Here is a 20,129-nt window from a genome sequence, read left to right on the forward strand (position 1 = left end):
AGGCCTAAATATCAACTAAATCTAACAAAGGCTTTAATCATCTTTAAGCTTATTACAGGTATCATTAGAATATTGTTTTCCTATTTTAACCTTCTTTCTTATGTCTCAGACTTGGGTCCAGTGCCTAGAATCGCTAAAAAATACACTGCCATTAGGTGAGTTCAGTGTGTGGGTTAAGCCCCTAAAAGCAGCAGAAAGAAATGAGACTCTTTACCTCTATGCGCCTAGTGCTTCTGCACTTAAGTATATAAATAACCATAAAAATCTAGAGGCTGCAATTGTTCTCGCAGTATCAGAGTTTGATCGAAAACTAAAGGTTAGGTTTGGAATTGTTGACTCTAGTAAAAAAATTGCCGGTCAAAAAAAGCACCATACAACTCCATTATTCCCAGAATATACTTTTGATAGTCTGGTTTTAGGAAGCGCCAATCAGGTTGCCGCTCTAGCGAGTAGACAGATTGCAGAGAAGATTGGGGCCTCTCCATACAATCCTTTTATTATTTATGGTGAGTCTGGTCTTGGAAAAACCCACCTGATGCAAGCTGCAGGGCATCTTGCGCTAGAAAAAAACCCGAATACAAAAATAATCTATGTTCCATTAATGGATTTTGTAAGAAATATTACAACCAGCCTAAGGCATAATACAATAGAAAATGTTAAGCTCTTTTATCAGTCAGCTGATCTATTATTGGTTGACGACATTCACTTAATAGCTGGCAAAGATAAATCACAAGAAGAATTTTTTCATATTTTTAATTTTTTGTTTAGTACAAAAAAACAGATTATTTTTACATGTGACCAGCCACCTAAAAACATTAAAGATCTTGAAAATAGGCTTAAAACTCGTTTTTCGCAAGGCTTAAATTTACAGCTTTCGCCCCCAGAGTTAGAAATGAGGGCAGCTATCTTATTAAAGAAGTCTCAAAATCCTCAAATATCTCTTGATCTTAGTGAGGATGTTGCTCTTTTTATTGCAAGTCATGTTGTTTCAAATGTTAGAGACCTAGAAGGGGCGCTTCTTAAACTGAAGGCTTTTGTTGACTTTTCTCAAATAGATCATTCTTTTATAACCAAAGATGTTGTAGAGGGCGCACTAGGTGATCTAATTAAACCAAAAAAACTTATTATTGAAGTAAATGAAGTTCAAAAAACTGTTAGTAAGTTTTATGGGATAACAGTTTCTGATTTAATTTCAAATTCGCGAAAACAGCATTTAGTCAAAGCAAGACAAATGGCAATTTACTTATGTCACGAACTAACATCTTTATCGCTAGCAAAAATTGGTCAAAATTTTGGAAACAGGGACCACTCTACGGTTTTGTATTCCTGTGAAAAACTAAAAGGACTTATGAACACAAACGAAGAGATTAAAAACGATATTGAAAATATCACAATTAAAATTACTAACTTATAAACAAAAAATTATAAGTTGTGTTGTTGATAAGAAACAAAACATCTTATAATTAGAACAATAACTAACAATAGTGTAAAAACAAACCTGAAGATATTAACAAGATATACACCACTTATGCTGTTGATTTTAAAAAGAAAAAAATAGAAATTAACAGAAAATAAGAACACTAATAATAATAATAATTAATTTATAAAGACATCCAGCCTATGAACACTGAATTAAGCGTTGAAGAATTAATTGAACCATTACAAACTGTAATTGGGGTTGTTGAAAAAAAACAAACCCTTCCAATACTTTCGCATGTATTAATTCAATTAAAAGACAAAGTATTAACGCTTACAACAACAGATATGGAGCTTGAAATAAGCGCTTCAAATAAAATAAAAAGTGAAACAGAGGCGACATTCACAATATATGCAAAAGACCTAATAGATATTGTAAGAAAACTCCCGGAAAAAACAAAAATTAAATTTAAAATTGAAGAAAATAAAGTTTATCTAAATGCAAATAAGAATACATTTGAGTTAAATACATTCAATCATTTAGATTTTCCAGCGCTTCCTAAAACACAAAATACAAGCGTAATAAAAATAAAACAAGAGGCACTAAAAGAACTAATAGAAAACACAAGTTTTTCTATGGGAAATCAAGATATAAGGGCTTATTTAAACGGACTGTTTTTTGAATTAAACAAAGACTCGTTGACTGTTGTAGCAACTGATGGACATAGGCTCTCAATTGGTGAAGTAAAACAAAGCAATAATTTAGAAGATAAAAAGACAGTAATTCTTCCAAGAAAAGCAGTGTTAGAGTTAACCAAACTTCTAAATAAAAGTACTCAAGATATGGCAGAAATTCATCTATCAGACAACTATTTCTCATTAGTAGATACAAATACAAAAATTATTAGTCGTTTAATTGATGGGAATTTTCCAAATTATAAGCAAGTTATGCCAACCGACTTCAGCAACACAATTGTTATAGATCGAGCAGATTTTCTTTCTAGCTTACAACAAGCATCAATTTTTGTTGACGAAAGAACAAAGGGTGTAAAACTGGTTTTTAGAGATGACAAGCTTAGTATATTTTCTCACTCAGAAAGAGGAAGGGCTGAAACGCAAATAGAAGTTACAAAACAAGAAAAAGAACTTGAAATTGCTTTTAACATCCATTACTTAATCTCTGTTTTAGAAAAGTTAGGTTCAAAGGAAGTAAACATGGTTATACCAGGTGGCGAAAATAAATCTTGTTTACTAAGCGCGATGGGTGATGAAAGCTATCAGTACATAATCATGCCAATGAGAATATAGCCAAAATTAACACATGGCAATAATTGAGAAACTGCATGTTGCAAGATTTAGAAATTTAAACGATCAGTATCTAGAGCCCAACAAAAATATAAACTTAATTCTTGGCAGTAATGGCCAAGGAAAAACTAACTTTATTGAGTCCTTATATTATTTAGGACACAGTCGATCGTTTAAAACAAAAAATATTAAAGATGTAATTCCTTTTGAAAAAGACCTTATTCAAATAAATGCAATAATCGATGGTGAAAAGGTAACTTTAAGTAAATCTAAAAATAAAAGCACCATTGTAATTGGCACTGAAAAAATTTCCAGTAATAGCCTTTTAAGCCAACGCCTGCCAACACAAATTATTTCTCCTGATAGGGGGTTTATAGTAGGTGGAACACCAAAACTAAAAAGATCTTATCTTGATTGGGGTGTTTTTCATGACAACAAAGAAGTATTAAAAACATATAAATCCTATAATAAAGCCCTAAAAAATATAAATGCAATACTAACAGGAAATAATCAAAATCAACTTGAAGAATGGTTCTCAAAATTCGCCTTCTTATCTGTTGAAATTACTCAAGCTCGAATAAACTACATACAGAAACTGACACAAATACTTGAAGAGAGCCCCTTACTGTCTCTTAAGAGTTTTGTTGATTCCACAAAAAGCCTAGAGTTTAAATTACAAACAGGTTGGGTAAAAGATGTTGATAGCCTTAACCAAAACGAAATTAAAAAATATCTCCAAAACAATAAAAGCTCTTTTATAAAAACCAAACATTTGGGGTATGGTCCACACAGGGCCTCAATTGATTTTTATTTAAGTAAAAAAAATGAAGGCTTTCTTTCAAGAGGGGAGCAAAAAAAACTTTCAATTGTTTTTTGGATGCTTCAAGTACTTGTTTTAGCAAAAGACAACTCTGACCCAGTCGTTCTAATTGACGATATTTCTTCGGAGCTAGACCAGGAAAAAATTAACTCAATACTTGATTTTTTGACAAACCTAAATATACAAATATTTATAACCGATATTGGAAATAAAGACCTTCCTTTAGACCCAAAAAAAACCAATATTTACCATATTAAGAAAGGAGTTATCACTAGTGTTTAAGCTGTAATTTCTCTATTACAGCAATGTGAAAAATGTTATATGATTTATCGACAAAGTTACTACCCGTGGTATAATAAATTCATTTTTTAAGGGTCATTTATGACTGAAGAATACCAAGCCTCCAACATTAAAGTTTTAAAGGGTTTAGACGCTGTTAGAAAGCGCCCTGGAATGTATATTGGCGATACAGACGATGGTACTGGTCTTCATCATATGGTGTTCGAAGTTGTTGATAATTCAATTGATGAGGCTCTAGCTGGCCACTGCTCAAAGATTGAGGTTGTAATACACGATGATAACTCAATATCTGTAACAGATGATGGTCGCGGAATACCAGTCGATATTCATCCTGAAGAAGGAATATCTGCAGCTGAAGTTATTATGACCGTACTTCATGCTGGTGGTAAGTTTGATGATAACTCATACAAGGTTTCTGGTGGTCTTCATGGAGTTGGTGTCTCTGTAGTAAACGCCCTCTCTGAAACACTGAAACTATCCATTCATAGGTCTGGTGAAAGCTATGAGCAGGACTATGTTCTAGGTGTTCCAGTTTCACCAATTAAAACCATAGGAAAATCGGATAAAACAGGCACAACAATTCACTTTAAGCCAAGTGTGGAGATTTTCACTGAAACAGTTTTTAAGTTTGAGACTTTGTCAAATAGATTACGTGAACTGTCTTTTTTAAATTCAGGTGTTCGTATTGAAATTCATGATGAGCGCACTGATCAAAAAGATATTTTTGTTTATGAGGGCGGTATTAAGGCTTTTGTAGAACACTTAAACAAGTCTAAAAACCCAATTCATAATGACATTATTTCAATTTCTACAGAGAAAGACGATATTACTGTTGACGTAGCACTCCAATGGAGTGACTCCTACAATGAAAGTGTATATTGCTTTACTAATAACATTCCACAAAGAGATGGTGGGGCGCATCTTGCCGGCTTAAGAGCTGCATTAACACGAACCCTTAATAACTTCATAGATGCATCAGGGTTAGCAAAAAAAGATAAAGCCGCTATTACTGGAGAAGATACTCGAGAGGGTTTGACTGCTATATTGTCAATTAAGGTTCCAGACCCTAAGTTTTCATCACAAACAAAAGATAAGTTGGTTTCATCTGAAGTTAGAGCGCCAGTTGAGTCTTCTGTAAGTGAGAAATTAAGTGAATATCTTCTTGAAAATCCTGCTGAAGCTAAAATTATTATTGGGAAAATTTTTGATGCCTCCAGGGCTCGCGACGCTGCTAGAAAAGCACGTGAAATGACTCGTCGTAAAGGCGCTTTAGATATAGCGGGACTTCCAGGAAAGCTAAGCGACTGTCAAACTAAAGACCCTGCTGAATCAGAAATTTTCTTAGTAGAGGGTGATTCTGCTGGAGGATCAGCCAAACAAGGAAGGGACAGAAGGACACAAGCAATTCTACCTCTAAAAGGTAAAATTTTAAATGTAGAAAAAGCAAGATTCGAAAAAATTCTATCTTCTCAAGAGGTTGGAACACTAATTACTGCTTTGGGTTGTGGTATTGGTAAAGAAGAGTATGACCTTACAAAGCTTCGATATCACAAGATAGTTATTATGACAGACGCCGATGTTGATGGCGCCCACATTAGAACCCTACTTTTAACGTTCTTCTATCGCCACTACCCAGAGCTAATTGAGAATGGTTATTTATTTATTGCCCAACCACCCCTTTATAAAATTAAAAAAGGCAAGCAAGAGCGATATCTTAAGGATGATATTGAGCTTAATGAATATCTTCAGCAAGAGGCAATCCATGATGCCAGTCTTTTTGTTAGTAAGGATGCTCCAGCTATTCAGGGAATGGCGCTTGAAAAGCTTGTTACTAAGTACTACAGTACAATTGGCACTATTGAAAAAGTTGGTAAAAAATATAATGAGCCTTTGTTAATGTCTATGTTGGGAATGCCAAAATTAGACTTATCTGACGAAAAAGGATCGAAAGAATGGTGTGTTAAACTTCAAGAGAAAATGAACAATAATAGCTCGATGTCAGAGCAAAATATTTTGGAGTTTAAAAATAATAGCATCCTATACTCTTTGAAAACTTATGGAGTAGAAGTGATAAATATTTGTCTTGATGAGGGCTTTTTTAACTCAACAGAGTATAAAAAAATAGAGGCATATTCAGATCAAGTTGAGAGTATGTTTGATGATGAGACATATATTCAAAAAGGCGCTAAAGAAATTAAAACACCTAATTTTTCTACTGCTTTGAATTTTTTACTTGTTGAAGCAAGAAAAGGACAGGGGTTTCAGAGATACAAGGGGTTAGGAGAGATGAATCCTGATCAGCTTTGGGATACTACGATGAACCCAGAGACAAGAGTAATGCTTCGAGTGAAAATTGAAGATGCTATAGCCTCTAATGATGTTTTCACAACATTAATGGGAGATGAAGTAGAACCAAGAAGGAACTTCATTGAACAAAACGCCCTGAAAGTTGATAACTTAGATTTTTAATTTAGTAAAAACATCTCCGTGATTTAAATTCAAGCGGTTATGAATTTATTTATTAATGCTTTGGCCTTATTTGTAAGATAATAAATAGAGTTTTCTTATAATGCAGTGAGACCATGTCAATAAAACATCCGGTAATTGCTATAACTGGGTCTTCTGGTTCTGGTACATCGACCGTTAAAAATGCGTTTAATCATATTTTCTCCCGTGTTGGAGCAAGTCCAGTAATTATTGAAGGCGACAGCTTTCATAAATTTGATCGTAAGCAAATGAAAAGCATCATGCAGGCTGAAGATAAAAAAGGAAATAAATACTTTAGTCATTTTGGTCCAGAGGCCAACCACTTTGATTTGATTGAAAGCACCTTTAAAGATTATGGAGAAAATGGCCATTGTAAGCGCCGCTACTATATTCATTCTGACGAAGAAGGCATCCCTTTTGGAAAAAAAGCTGGAGAGTTTACTGATTGGGAGGAAGTAGGAAGGGACAGTGATTTGCTTTTCTATGAAGGCCTTCATGGCGGCGTTAAAGATGGAAATATAGATGTTGCAAAATTTGTTGACTTGTTGATTGGTGTAGTGCCTGTAGTAAACTTAGAATGGATCCAAAAAATTCATAGAGACAAGGAGCAAAGAGGTTATTCGGCTGAGGCAACAGTAGACACAATTCACAGAAGAATGTGGGACTATATTAATTATCTCACGCCGCAGTTTTCAAGAACACATATTAATTTTCAACGTGTTCCAACGGTAGACACTTCAAACCCCTTTATTGCAAGAGACATACCAACTCAGGACGAAAGCTTTGTGGTTGTTAGGTTTCAAGATCACAAGTACTGTGACTTTGTTTATTTACAAGATATGGTTGCGGGCTCTTTTATGTCACGGCCAAATACCTTGGTTGTTCCTGGAGGCAAAATGGGCTTTGTAATGGAGCTAATATTAAGAGAGCAAATCGAAAAAATGTTAAATCGTTAAATTTATTTACAGTAAATATAATTTTTATTTAACAACTATGTTTATAAGTTTGTTTGGAACAACAATAACTTTAATTATTTCTTTGTCTTTTATATGCTTACTAACCCCCTCATCACTAAAAGCTAACTCTTGGACTTTTTGATTGTCAGAGTTTAATGGGACCATGATTTTTGCTCTTAATTTTCCATTAACTTGGACTATGGTTTGTATACTGTCTTGAATAAGCGCAGATTCATCAACAACTGGCCATTTGGCATCGACTACAGCCTCTTTGCCGCCCAGCAGAAGCCAAAGATGATGACATAAATGGGGAATTACTGGACTAAGACACTTTACCATGATTTCAATCGATTCTTGCCTAACAGCGACTCCTTTTTCAGTCACATCTGTAAACTTAGACAAAGTATTATTGAGCTCCATCATGGTTGCTATGGCTGTATTAAATGAATGTCTTCTGCCTAAATCATCACCTACTTTTTTGAGTGCTAAATGTGTTTTTTTCCTAACTTCTTTTTGCGCATCATTTAGATCTTCACGACTAACTTCCAAGGCTTTATTATTTTTATTTGAATCTACAAAACCAGTAACAAGACGATAAAATTTGTTTACAAACCTATAGGCCCCCTCAATTCCAGTATCTGACCACTCAAGGTCTTGAGTTGGTGGCGCAGCAAAAAGTATAAAAAGTCTTGCCGTATCAGCTCCATACTTAGCAATCATTTCTTGGGGATCAACCGTATTTCCTTTTGATTTACTCATTTTAGCGCCATCTTTCAAAACCATTCCTTGTGTAAGAAGATTTGTAAAAGGCTCACTCGCTTTAATTATTCCCTCATCACGCAATAGTTTAGTGAAAAAACGTGAGTATAAAAGGTGCAAGATTGCATGTTCAATGCCACCTATATATTGGTCTACAGGAAGCCAATAGTTTGCACGCTCATCCAAAATAGCATTGCTTTGATCGACACATGTGTATCTTGCAAAGTACCAAGAAGACTCAAAAAAAGTATCAAAAGTATCCGTTTCTCTTTCCGCTTGTGCACCGCATTTAGGGCACAATACACTATAAAAATTAGGCATCTTTTTTAATGGTGAGCCAACACCATCAAGCTCGACATTTTCAGGAAGCCTTACAGGAAGGTTTTCAAGGCTTTCTGCAACAGCCCCACAAGAAGTGCAATTAATTATTGGGATTGGACAGCCCCAGTAGCGCTGTCTTGAAACACCCCAATCCCTAAGACGATAATTAGTCTTTAGCTCCCCCATCTTCAGGGTAGAAAGTTTTTCACTAATTGCGCTAAACGCCTGATCAAAGCCTAAGCCGTTGAACTCACCAGAGTTTATAAGAATTCCTTTTTCAACGTAAGCTGTTTTGCTAGTATCTACATTACCACTTTGGTCAGAAATAACATTAACGATAGATATATTATATTTTTTTGCAAACTCATAGTCCCTTTGGTCATGCGCAGGAACGCTCATTACTGCCCCAGTTCCATAGCCCATAAGAACAAAGTTTGCTATCCAAATTGGAGTAGATTCGCCCGTTATAGGGTGAATACAAGTCAATCCAGAATCAATGCCTTTTTTTTCCATAGTTTCAATAGCTGCTTCGGCCGTTTCCATTTTTTTACACTCTTCAAGAAACATTTGAATTTCATTGCTACCCTTTCCAGCCTTAATAGCAAGGGGGTGTTCTGCAGCAATTGCAAGATAAGTAACGCCTAATAAAGTATCGGGCCTTGTTGTATATACAGTTAGTGCTTCAGACCCATTAAGCTTAAATTTAATATCAAGCCCAACAGATTTGCCAATCCAGTTTGTTTGCATCATTTTTACAGCATCTGGCCAGCCGTCGAGTTTTTGTATGTCCGCAAGAAGCTCTTCTGCATAGTCAGTTATTTTCATATACCACTGAGAAATCTCTTTCTTTTCAACAGGCGCACCAGATCGCCAGCCACAACCTTCAACCACTTGCTCATTAGCCAAAACTGTTTGGTCTACAGGGTCCCAGTTTACGACTGCTTTTTTCTTATACACAAGACCCTTTTCAAATAGCTTTACAAAAAACCATTGTTCCCAGCGATAGTACTCTGGATGACAAGTTGCTAATTCTCTTGACCAGTCATAACCAAAACCCAGCTCTACAAGCTGTTCTTTCATGTGCTTAATGTTTTCATAAGTCCACCCAGCAGGAGGAACCTGGTTTTTTATAGCAGCGTTTTCAGCTGGAAGTCCAAATGCATCCCAGCCAATAGGCTGCATAACATTCTTTCCAAGCATTTTCTGGTATCTTGAAATTACGTCGCCGATACTATAGTTTCGAACATGACCCATATGAAGCCTTCCAGAAGGATAAGGCAGCATTGATAGGCAGAAATACTTTTCTTTAGTTTTATCTTCAACCACAACAAAGGAGTTATTTGTGGCCCAATATTCTTGTGCTTCTTTTTCAATTAAAGTGGCGTTATATTCTTTTTGCATCATTAATTTTATAAGTTTTTAATTTAAATTAAGAGAGCCAACTAAAGATTGAACGTCTTTCATGTTGTGTTCTGTTAGATATTTACTAATCCCTTGGTTTATTTCTTGGCAAACAAGGGGGTCATAAAAGAGTGCAGTTCCAATACCAACTGTGTCTGCTCCAGCAATAATGAATTCAATCGCGTCATTAGCCGATACAATTCCCCCTTGACCAATTATAGGGATATTATATTTTTTACTAACCTGGTAAACCTGGTGAACTTTCAAAAGTGCAATCGGTTTTATAGCAGGACCAGACAGCCCTCCTTGATTATTTCCTATTACTGGCTTTTGTTTTTCAATATCAATAGCCATTCCCATGACTGTATTTATAACGGCAAGCCCATCACTTCCAGCATCAATACACCTTAATGCATTGGAGGCAATGTCTGTTTGATTTGGAGATAGCTTTGTAATAATTGGTTTAGAAGTGTTTTTTCTGCAAATCTCAACAACTCTAAAAGACATCTCGGGGTCATTACCAAAAGCAACCCCACCTTCTTTTACATTTGGACATGAAATATTGATTTCAATGGCGTCGATATCAGAGCCATCAAAGTGTTTTGCAATTTCACCATATTCTTCAACGGTTGATCCAGAAATATTAATAATGAATTTAGTTTCTTGTTTATCCAGGCCTGGCATTATGTCGTTTATGACCGCAGTTGTTCCTGGGTTTTGAAGGCCAATAGCGTTGAGCATTCCATTAGGAGTTTCAGCAATTCTGTGAAGTTTGTTTCCAAGGCGTGGCTCAAGAGTAGTCCCTTTTAAGCAGACCGCACCGACATCGGAGTTAGAGAAGCCCTTGATTCGAGTGTACTCTTCACCAAACCCAACACACCCGGAAAGCAAAATGATTGGTGAGTTTAATGCCATCCCACAAAAACTTGTTTTAAGATTATTTTGCATTGCCGTCATTATACTTTTATGGCGACTTGGAGGTTGATAACTTCGTCTAAAATGTTGCTATGAATGGAGTTTTTATAACAGGCAGTAATACAGAGGTTGGTAAAACTACTGTAGCCATTGAAATTGTTAGGCATCTCAGTAAGGCAAGAGAGGTTAAGGTTCGAAAGCCTGTTGAAACAAATTGTGAGCTGTTGAATGGAGACTATATTCCAAAAGATGCTGTTGCACTTAAAGAGGCCTGCAATTCTAAGGAGCTTTTAAACATAGTATGTCCTAATTGCTTCAGTCTTGAAGCAAGCCCCGAAGAAGCCAGCTCAAGTGTTGGAAAGGCGCTAAGTTTAGATGACTTAGTACGTGCCTGTAACAACCAAGCAGGAGACGGTTTTGTCCTAGTAGAGGGGGCAGGTGGGATCTATTCCCCAATTGCAGAAAGATCCCTTAATTCTGACCTTGCCGTTTGTCTTCAGCTGCCAGTTATCATTGTTGTTCGAGACGAGCTAGGCGCTGTTAGCCAAGGATTGCTGGCTATTGAGGCTGCAAAGAAAAATAATCTAAAAATTGTGTGTCTTGTGTTAAACGAAATTAAACCGAACACACTTTTTAATAAAGAGTCTCTTGCTGCATACACAGATGTTCCAATACTTCCTTTTGCAAAAGGTAATATTGAATTTTTTAATTCTAAAATTGAAAGACTAATCTAATATAGTTAGATTTGGTTTCTGGTTTTCTTGATCAAGGGGATCGGCTTTGTTGTCAAAAAACATTCCCTCACCATTTTCTTTGGCATAAATAGATAATACCGCGTTGCAGGGTACAATAATTTTTTCAGGCCTTCCATTAAATCTAGCTTTAAAGCTAATAGACTTGTTGGTTATTACTCGGCCTTCTGTTGCAGAAGAGGCAATGTTTAAAATAATTTTACCGTCACTTGCAAAGCCTTCAGGAATCGAAACACCTTTTTTTTCAGAGTTAACGAGTATATGAGGGGTAAAACTAGAGTCCTCTATCCAATCACAGTATGCTCGGATTAAATAGGGGACTACACTTGACATAAGTTTTTTTTAATTAAAGTCCTTTTCAGCAAAAGTTAGGCTTTCATGAAAGCCCTCTTTTTCAAAAAGCCTGTTTGCATATTCCATAATTGGTTTTGCTTTTTTACCGTCTAAAGATATGCCCAAAAGATTAAGACGCCATAGAATGGGGGCGATACAGACATCAACAAGGGTCATTGTTTCACTTTTAAAATAGGGCTTATGAGAGAATAAAGGCAGTAGCTCTATAAGATTTCCATGTAAAGTTTTTCTTGCAGCATCACTTTCCTTTTTGGCGCCATGTAGAATTTTATTAACAAGCTCGTACCAGCAGCCTTCTGATCTCGTGAAACGATAAATTAGAAGGCGTTTTTCCGCTTTTTCAATTGGATCAACTGGCAAAAGAGGAGGAAAGGGGAACCTTTCATCTAGGTATTCCATAATTACAGAGAGGTCATATAGAACCATTCCTCTGTCAAAAAGCGTTGGAAGGGTTTCACAAGGGTTGAGCTCTAAAACTTCTTCTGGCATTTCATCAAACTTAAGCTCTATCACCTCTCGCTCAATTAACTTGTGAGCCATAATAAATCGAACTGCATGTGACTCAAGCTCTTCAGAGGCAGCATAGAGGGTCGTTGAAGACGGATTAGGTTTAGATAGCATAGTTTTTGCACCAAATTAAAAAAAAATAACCTTGCCTTTTAGAGCAAGGGATATAAAGATAAAGATTGTATCAGAAATTAATCGCGCGGCCTCCATATGCCGTATTTAACATCTTTCCAGTACTCTTTCTTAAGCATATAGGCAAGAATAAATAGAATACCAAGGAATAGTAATACCCATTTACCTAGCTTTAGGCGGATTAGCTTTGCTGGCTCACCAACATAGTCTAAGAAATTTGTTATATCAAGAACGCTCTGGTCAAACTCTGCTTCAGATTGACTTTCTCTTAATGACCATAAGACATCTGGCATAGAAGCATTTACCAGAACTTTATTGTTTACCCCAAAAATTCTCTCCTCGTCATCATAAAAACTTCTGAGGTAAGTATAAATCCAGTCAGTTCCTTTTGATCTTGAAACTAAAGAGAGATCTGGCGGAACGCCTCCAAACCATTTAGTTGCAGCACCTTCTGGCATAGCTGTAGTAATGGCTTGCCCTACTTTATTTCCAGCAAACATTAGATTTTTAGCAACATGCTCTTCGGTTAGGTTTAGGTCTTTAGCAATTCGATTGTAACGCATCAAGCTTATCTCATGACAACCTGAGCAATAATTCATAAAAAGTTTTGCGCCATTTTGTAAGGAGGCTTCGTCAAAAATATCAGTATCTGCATGATCTAAATGAACCTTACTAGCAGCAAAAATGTTTACGGAAAAAAGAAGAACAGATAAGCCAACTATTAATTTTAATTTAATATTCATATATTATCCAGTAACCCTCTCTGGAACCTCTTTGGTTTTTCCTAGAGTGCTAAACCAGGGCATTAAGATAAAAAATGAAAAATACAAAGTTGTAAAAATACGAGCCAGTAAAACATATAAAGGGGTAACCGGTTGAACACCAAGCCAGCCTAGCATAATAAAGCTGACAACAAAAGTCCCAAGAATCCATTTATAGATTGGGCTTCGATAGCGTATTGATTTAACTGGACTTCGATCAAGCCAAGGAAGGAGGAAAAACACTCCAAGCGCTGCAAACATTCCTAATACTCCAGGAAATTGTGAGCCAAACAGTGGAGGAATTGCCCTTAATACTGAGTAATAGGGAGTTAAGTACCATAATGGCGCAATATGTTCAGGCGTTTTAAGTGGATTGGCCTCAATGAAATTCGGAGCCTCTAGAAAATACCCGTTTAGTGCTGGTGCATAAAAAACAACTGCACAAAATATCCATAAAAACCCAACAACAACAACACTATCTTTAATTGTGAAGTATGGATGAAAGGGGATTCCATCTTTTGGAATACCATCCGCATCTTTATTTTTCTTTATTTCAATTCCATCTGGATTGTTTGATCCAACGTGGTGAAGAGCAACAATATGCAAAAAAACAAGAACAACAAGAATAAGTGGAATGACAACAACATGCAATGAAAAGAAACGATTTAAAGTCGCATCACCAACAGCATAATCACCCAAAATCCAAACTAATAAATCTGGCCCTACAATCGGAACTGATCCAAAAAGTGAAATAATTACTTGAGCACCCCAAAACGACATTTGTCCCCAAGGCAAAACATAGCCCATGAAAGCTTCAGCTAATAAAAGAATATACAGCACCATGCCAAGTATCCATATCAATTCCCTCGGTCCCTTATAAGAGCCATATAAAAGGGCGCGCATCATATGAAGATAAATTATTACAAAAAAAGCAGAGGCCCCTGTTGAGTGCATATAGCGTATAAACCAGCCCCATTCAACGTCTCTCATAATATACTCAACGGAGGCAAAAGCATACTCTGCGTCAGGCTTATAGTGCATGGTTAAGAATATCCCAGTAACCAGCTGCATTAAAAGCATCACTACTGCTAAGCCACCAAAGAAATACCAAAAGTTAAAATTTCTGGGGGTGTAGTATTCTGCTAAATGTTCATTAATAACTTTAGATAATGGAAATCTTTGGTCTATCCAACTTTGTTTATTATTCATATTTTCTCTTATGTTTTTTGTTGGTCAACTCCAATACGAATCAATGAATCAGTGACGTATTGATACGGAGGGATTACTAGGTTAGTTGGGGCAGGCACACCTGCATAAACCCTTCCAGCAAGGTCAAACTTAGAGCCATGACATGGGCAATAAAAACCACCTTTCCAACTGTCTCCACCAAGATCAGCTGCACCAGGCTCTGGTCTATAGGTTGGAGAGCAGCCTAGGTGAGTGCAAACTCCAACGATAACAGCAACACTTTCTTTATTTTTGATGGCTCGAAAATTAGACGTTACATAATTTGGCTGTTGGTTTTTAGAGTTGCCTGTACCGTTTGGATCATCAAGATTTTTAATTAGGTCTTCTGAGTCAAGAGACTCTAATGCTTTTTCATCACGTTTAAATATCCACACAGGTTTTTTACGCCATAAGACACGAACAAGCTGACCAGCCTCTAATTTAGAAATATCAACATCTATAGGGGCTCCTGCTGCTTTAGCTTTAGCCGACGGTTTCCATGTTGATAAAAAAGGCCATGCTGCAAAACCAACACCAACCGCACCAACTACACTAGTGGCTTTGGTTAAAAAACGTCTTTTCTTTAGGTCGATTGTTTGTTCGGACATAAAAATGTTTTAAGATATTAAGATAAAAAGCCGCACCATTATAATGTAAATGGCTGATATTTAAAAGCAAAAAATGACCCAAATGACTAGTAGTTTTTTTTATCAACCTTAATAGTGATTGATTTGATATTTGTTAGGCCCTCGATTTGTTTAATTAAAGAGAGGAGATTTGTTTTTTGTTTTTCAGCTCGGAAGGCTATGGATGAGTTTTTAGCAAGTAGGGTAATACCTTGAGAGCCTAAAAAGCAAAGATTAAGACCTTTAAACTGTTCAGGAAACTGCGCCTTAATTAATGCGTTTAAGTGGTTATGTTCTTTTGCTTTTTCAAATAAAGAGCTTAGATTGCTGCCAACTTTAAAATTTGTAGGGTTTCCTTTTGTTTTGTCTTGCATATATGAGAAAATACCCCAGTTTTATTAATTAATTTCGTTCGTCTTCTATGAGTATTATAAATAATGTTTTATCAAAAGTTTTAGGGTCTCATAATGACCGGCTAATAAAAAAGTATAACGGCCAAGTTTCCAAAATTAATTCGTTGGAAGAAAAGATGCGCTCGATGAGTGATGACGAGCTTGTCTCAATGACGGCAGAGCTAAAAGAGAGGCTAAGCAATAAAGAGAGTGAGGAAAGCATTTTAGCTGAGTCTTTTGCCGTTGTAAGGGAGGCAAGCCAAAGAGTTTTAGGTTTGCGGCATTATGATGTCCAGCTTATTGGCGGCATGGTTCTTAATGAGGGCAGTATTGCGGAAATGGGAACTGGTGAAGGAAAAACATTGGTTGCAACATTGCCAGCCTATCTAAATGCACTTGCTGGAAAGGGTGTTCACATTGTCACCGTTAATGACTATTTAGCAAAGCGTGACTCTGAATGGATGGGAAAAGTATTTTCTTTTCTTGGGCTTTCAGTTGGAACGGTTTTTTCAGGAATGTCTGGTGATGAAAAACAAAAAGCATATTCTTGTGATATCACTTATGCAACAAATAATGAGCTTGGTTTTGACTATCTTAGAGACAATATGGCTTTTTCTCAAGAGCAAAAAACACAAAAGAAGCTAGCCTTTGCAATTATTGACGAGGTTGACTCGATCTTAATCGATGAGGCTAGAACGCCACTAGTTATATCTGGGCCAACAGGCGATCATGCGGAGGTTTACATCGCGATAGATAAAATGATTCCAAGCTTCACACTTCAAACCGAGGTTGGGGAAGGTAAAGAGGTTGAGGTTCTAGTTGCAGGCGACTATACGCTCGATGAAAAACATAAACAGGTTTTTCTTACCGATGATGGACATATTAAAGCCGAAGACATGCTTATAGAGGCTGGCGCCTTACCTCCAGAATCAAGTCTATATGACTCCAGCAATATTATTTTGATGCAGCACTTATTGTCAGGATTAAGAGCCCATATATTGTTTAAAATAAATGTTGACTATCTAGTTAAAGATGATGAAGTTGTCATTGTTGATGAGTTTACGGGAAGGACAATGGAGGGCAGAAGATGGTCTGAAGGTCTCCATCAAGCAATAGAGGCGAAGGAAAATGTAAGTATTAAAAAAGAAAACCAAACACTAGCGTCGATCACATATCAAAATTATTTTAGGCTTTATGAGAAGCTATCAGGAATGACTGGAACGGCTGAGACAGAAGCATCGGAGCTTCAAGACATTTATGGCTTAGAAGTTGTTGTTGTCCCCCCTAATACAATCTCCTCAAGGGTTGATCACTCAGACCTAATTTATGGAACGATGAGTGAAAAGCTTGACGCTGTTATGAAAGATATTCAGGCGTGTCAAAAAATTATGCAGCCAGTTCTTGTGGGAACAAACAGCATCGAAAGCTCGGAAAGTGTTTCTGCCCTTCTAACGAAAAATAAAATTAAACACGAAGTTCTCAACGCGAAACAGCACCAACGTGAAGCTGAGATTATTGCAAATGCTGGAGCTCCAGGAGCTGTAACTATTTCAACAAATATGGCTGGAAGGGGAACAGACATTGTATTAGGGGGAAGGCCTGTAGAGGGCGCCAGTGAGGCAAAAACAGAGTCTTGGAAAGCTAGGCATCAAAGCGTTATAGACTCGGGAGGCCTGCATATAATTGGTACAGAGCGTAATGAATCACGAAGAGTCGACAACCAGCTTCGTGGGCGATCAGGAAGACAGGGGGATATTGGATCAACGAGATTTTATCTGTCACTTGAAGACAGTTTAATGAAGATATTTGCATCTGAAAAAACAGCCTCTATGATGAAAAAACTTGGCATGAAAGAGGGCGAGGCTCTTGAGCATGGTTGGTTGAATAAAACAATTGCCAATGCACAGAAGAAGGTTGAAGGAATGCACTATGACGCACGTAAACACCTTCTTGAGTATGACGATGTGGCCAATGATCAAAGAAAGGTAGTCTACCAGCTCAGAGATGAGCTAATGGGCACAGAAGATGTTAAGGAGCGCTATGAAGCCATTAGAGAGGGTGTAATTAGCGATCTATTTTTTGCGCACATTTCATCACAAACGCTCGAAGCCGATTGGGACGTTGAAGGTCTTCAAAAAGCCTTAAGTGATAAATACGCAACCAATGCTCCAATTCAAAAAAGCCTAGATGCTGGAATGGATGTAGACGAGGTTCATGAGATGATTTTAAAGGGTTTTGCGTTAGCACACGAGGCCAAAGAAGAGGCGTTTGGAAAAGAAACTATGCGTACCTTTGAAAAGGCAGTTATGCTTAGAGCTCTTGATCATCACTGGAAGGAGCACCTTGCTGTAATGGATCAATTAAGGCAAAGTGTTAATTTGCGTGGCTATGGTCAAAAAAATCCTGTTCAAGAATTTAAGCGCGAGTCTTTTCTAATGTTTACCTCTTTGCTTGAGACTATAAATATTGAAATTGTAAAGGCTCTTTCTCTTGTTAGTATTGAACAAGTAAGCAACCAGAATAAAGAAGATCTTGAGGCTTTATCAAAAAAAGAAAATTTATCTCTCGCATCTAAAAAGCCCCCTATAGTTCCCCGTTCAATTCCTAAAGGACAAACAGCAAAAAATTTAAAAGTTGGAAGAAATGAGCCATGCCCTTGTGGCTCTGGAAAGAAATATAAGCAATGTCATGGGTAAGTGTTTATTAGCTTTATGGAGGCTGGTTTAATTATATGGAAAAGGTAATTCTTACCAAGCCTGATGATTGGCACCTCCATTTAAGAGACGGTGAGGCCATGAAGTCAGTAGTTAGAATGAGCGCATTTCAAATGGGAAGGGCAGTAATAATGCCCAATCTTTCACCCCCCATAACAAATACAAAACAGGCAATAAAATACCATAATGAGATCGTTCGGGCACTACCAAAAGAATCAAGGTTTCGCCCTTTAATGGTGTTATATCTGACTGACAAGACAACAAAAAATGAAATAATTGAAGCAAGTGAAGCTCAAGAGGTTCATGCAGTGAAGCTATATCCTGCGGGAGCCACAACTAATTCTGATAGTGGAGTGACAAACCTATCAAGTACCTATCCCGCTTTAGAGCAAATGCAAAAAGAGGGCGTGCCTCTTCTTATACATGGCGAGGTAACTGATAACGATATTGATGTCTTTGACCGGGAAAAGGTTTTTATAGACAGAACGTTAACTAAACTAGTTCAAGAATTCCCTAGCCTTAAGATAGTTCTTGAACACATAACAACAAAAGATGCTGTTGACTTTGTAAGTGAGTGTGAAAAAAATATAGCGGCAACAATAACCCCGCACCATCTCTTGGCAAACAGAAACCACATGCTTGTAGGTGGAATTAAGCCACATTATTACTGCTTACCTGTGCTGAAAAGAAAATCGCCACACCAGGAGGCACTAATAGCTGCAGCGACCTCAGGAAGCCCAAAATTTTTCCTAGGCACAGATTCGGCGCCCCATGAGAAGCATCAAAAAGAGTCATCATGCGGATGTGCCGGGGTCTTTAGCGCACATGCTGCAGTTGAGCTTTATGCCGAAGCCTTTGACGGTGCTGGAAAAATTGAAAAGCTAGAGGGGTTTGCGTCTTTTTTTGGTGCTGACTTTTATGGCCTTCCAAGAAACCAAGAAAAAATTACACTAGAAAAGACTACTTGGCGAATACCTGAGAGTTATAATTTTTCTGGCTCACATGTGGTGCCTTTTTTTGCGGGAGAGGAGCTCTCTTGGAGGCTATCAGCTTAAAAAATCCATACTTTTAAAGTAATTCATGCTTTTTTCAACGTCATTTTTAATTTGATTTTTTAGCTCTTCAAGCGAATTAAATTTTAGTTCATCCCTGCACTTTTGTTTGAAAATAACAGTTGCACGCTCACCATAAATTTCTCGATCAAAGTTAAAAATAAAAACTTCTAAAAGGACAGTGGTGCCTCCTATTGTTGGTCTTTTCCCTATATTACAGACCCCAGTATATGTACTATTATTAATTTTAACCAGGACACTATAGACTCCAAGAACAGGGCTGATTTTTCGTCTGATACTAATATTGGCTGTAGGAAACCCAATTGTTCTCCCCACTTTTTCCCCGTGCGCAACCCTGCCGCTTATTGAGAAAGGCCGACCAAGATAAGTTTCAGCTTTTTTAAAATTCCCTTGGGAGAGTAGTTTTCTTATTGCTGAGCTGCTAATTCGCTGGCCTTCAAGATGAACAGCGTTAATCTTATTAACTAAATAGCCTTTTTCAGACGACATCTCTTGAAGCATTGAAAAGTCTCCAAGGCGGCCCTTGCCAAATCGAAAATCATCACCAATGAAGCAATGCTTTATGCCAACCTTTTTAACTAGAGTTTGGCTGATAAAAGACTCTGCACTTATTTCGGAAAAAGCTTTGTTAAATCTTATTAAAAGGTGTTTGTCTATCCCAAGCGACTCAAGAAAAAGGTGTTTGTCCCTAAAGCTACTTAGTTTTGCTTTTGTCCTTCCAAAAAAAGATTCTGGGGTCACAGAAAAAGAAATTACAAGAGATGGAATGCCTTTATTTTTTGCGGTTGAAACAAGCTTTTTTAGTATTTCTTGATGACCCACATGAATCCCATCAAAATTGCCAATGGTAACAACACAACCAGATTGATGTTTAAGATTATGAAGGCCTCGTATTAGTTCCATTATGTTAT

General features: G+C 37.1%; 17 protein-coding genes. 8 read left to right on the forward strand and 9 right to left on the reverse strand.

Annotated elements, in window-relative coordinates:
- The first annotated feature begins 100 nt into the window (after nt 1-100).
- The 5 genes from dnaA (at nt 101) to ABXT49_RS00025 (ending at nt 7,284) form a co-directional block, all read left to right on the forward strand.
- Nucleotides 101-1,414 (forward strand): chromosomal replication initiator protein DnaA, encoded by a 1,314-nt coding sequence (gene dnaA / locus ABXT49_RS00005; protein WP_416652076.1) that lies wholly within the window; start codon nt 101-103, stop codon nt 1,412-1,414.
- A gap of 206 nt (nt 1,415-1,620) precedes the next feature.
- Nucleotides 1,621-2,724, forward strand: a complete 1,104-nt coding sequence (gene dnaN / locus ABXT49_RS00010; RefSeq protein WP_416652079.1) for a DNA polymerase III subunit beta — start codon at nt 1,621-1,623, stop codon at nt 2,722-2,724.
- A 13-nt stretch (nt 2,725-2,737) separates the two neighbouring features.
- Nucleotides 2,738-3,823 carry a DNA replication/repair protein RecF gene (recF, locus tag ABXT49_RS00015; protein ID WP_416652081.1) on the forward strand — a complete coding sequence of 362 codons (1,086 nt, stop codon included), beginning with the start codon at nt 2,738-2,740 and terminating at the stop codon, nt 3,821-3,823.
- Nucleotides 3,824-3,922: 99 nt separating this feature from the next.
- Nucleotides 3,923-6,310, forward strand: coding sequence for a DNA topoisomerase (ATP-hydrolyzing) subunit B (gene gyrB, locus ABXT49_RS00020; protein ID WP_416652083.1), 2,388 nt, complete (start codon nt 3,923-3,925; stop codon nt 6,308-6,310).
- A gap of 113 nt (nt 6,311-6,423) precedes the next feature.
- Nucleotides 6,424-7,284, forward strand: coding sequence for a phosphoribulokinase (locus tag ABXT49_RS00025; RefSeq protein WP_416652084.1), 861 nt, complete (start codon nt 6,424-6,426; stop codon nt 7,282-7,284).
- A 24-nt stretch (nt 7,285-7,308) separates the two neighbouring features.
- Here ABXT49_RS00025 and leuS read toward each other — a convergent pair whose 3' ends face one another.
- Both leuS and ABXT49_RS00035 read right to left on the reverse strand, forming a co-directional pair.
- Nucleotides 7,309-9,765, reverse strand: a complete 2,457-nt coding sequence (leuS, locus tag ABXT49_RS00030) for a leucine--tRNA ligase (protein WP_416653562.1) — start codon at nt 9,763-9,765, stop codon at nt 7,309-7,311.
- Between the two features lie 18 nt (nt 9,766-9,783).
- Entirely contained in the window at nt 9,784-10,722 is a 939-nt protein-coding gene (locus ABXT49_RS00035; protein ID WP_416652085.1) for a dihydroorotate dehydrogenase, read from the reverse strand.
- A 50-nt stretch (nt 10,723-10,772) separates the two neighbouring features.
- Between ABXT49_RS00035 and bioD the strand changes: the two genes are divergently transcribed.
- On the forward strand, nt 10,773-11,414 hold the full coding sequence (bioD, locus tag ABXT49_RS00040; protein ID WP_416652088.1) for a dethiobiotin synthase: 642 nt from the start codon (nt 10,773-10,775) through the stop codon (nt 11,412-11,414).
- Here bioD and ABXT49_RS00045 read toward each other — a convergent pair.
- From ABXT49_RS00045 to ABXT49_RS00070, 6 genes are all read right to left on the reverse strand, one after another.
- Nucleotides 11,406-11,765: a ClpXP protease specificity-enhancing factor gene (locus tag ABXT49_RS00045; protein ID WP_416652089.1), complete on the reverse strand. Its 360-nt coding sequence runs from the start codon at nt 11,763-11,765 to the stop codon at nt 11,406-11,408. The two genes, bioD and ABXT49_RS00045, sit on opposite strands and share 9 nt — an antisense overlap.
- Nucleotides 11,766-11,774: 9 nt before the next feature.
- The gene (locus ABXT49_RS00050) at nt 11,775-12,407 is read right to left on the reverse strand and encodes a glutathione S-transferase N-terminal domain-containing protein (protein ID WP_416652091.1); all 633 of its coding nucleotides are present in this window, start codon (nt 12,405-12,407) and stop codon (nt 11,775-11,777) included.
- Nucleotides 12,408-12,484: 77 nt separating this feature from the next.
- Nucleotides 12,485-13,168 carry a cytochrome c1 gene (locus ABXT49_RS00055; protein ID WP_416652092.1) on the reverse strand — a complete coding sequence of 228 codons (684 nt, stop codon included), beginning with the start codon at nt 13,166-13,168 and terminating at the stop codon, nt 12,485-12,487.
- Between the two features lie 3 nt (nt 13,169-13,171).
- Nucleotides 13,172-14,395, reverse strand: coding sequence for a cytochrome b (locus ABXT49_RS00060; RefSeq protein ID WP_416652093.1), 1,224 nt, complete (start codon nt 14,393-14,395; stop codon nt 13,172-13,174).
- A gap of 8 nt (nt 14,396-14,403) precedes the next feature.
- Nucleotides 14,404-15,021 carry a ubiquinol-cytochrome c reductase iron-sulfur subunit gene (petA, locus tag ABXT49_RS00065; RefSeq protein WP_271541964.1) on the reverse strand — a complete coding sequence of 206 codons (618 nt, stop codon included), beginning with the start codon at nt 15,019-15,021 and terminating at the stop codon, nt 14,404-14,406.
- Between the two features lie 86 nt (nt 15,022-15,107).
- Nucleotides 15,108-15,413 (reverse strand): hypothetical protein, encoded by a 306-nt coding sequence (locus ABXT49_RS00070; protein WP_416652095.1) that lies wholly within the window; start codon nt 15,411-15,413, stop codon nt 15,108-15,110.
- A 47-nt stretch (nt 15,414-15,460) separates the two neighbouring features.
- Between ABXT49_RS00070 and secA the strand changes: the two genes are divergently transcribed.
- Both secA and pyrC read left to right on the forward strand, forming a co-directional pair.
- Nucleotides 15,461-18,127: a preprotein translocase subunit SecA gene (gene secA, locus ABXT49_RS00075; protein WP_416652097.1), complete on the forward strand. Its 2,667-nt coding sequence runs from the start codon at nt 15,461-15,463 to the stop codon at nt 18,125-18,127.
- Nucleotides 18,128-18,162: 35 nt separating this feature from the next.
- Nucleotides 18,163-19,200, forward strand: coding sequence for a dihydroorotase (gene pyrC / locus ABXT49_RS00080; RefSeq protein WP_416652099.1), 1,038 nt, complete (start codon nt 18,163-18,165; stop codon nt 19,198-19,200).
- On the opposite strand, the gene ribF is transcribed toward pyrC, so the two are convergent.
- The gene (gene ribF, locus ABXT49_RS00085; RefSeq protein WP_416652100.1) at nt 19,192-20,121 is read right to left on the reverse strand and encodes a bifunctional riboflavin kinase/FAD synthetase; all 930 of its coding nucleotides are present in this window, start codon (nt 20,119-20,121) and stop codon (nt 19,192-19,194) included. The two genes, pyrC and ribF, sit on opposite strands and share 9 nt — an antisense overlap.
- Between the last annotated feature and the right edge of the window lie 8 nt (nt 20,122-20,129).

This window comes from Candidatus Pseudothioglobus sp. Uisw_086 (genome assembly GCF_048085745.1).
Lineage (GTDB): Bacteria > Pseudomonadota > Gammaproteobacteria > PS1 > Pseudothioglobaceae > Pseudothioglobus.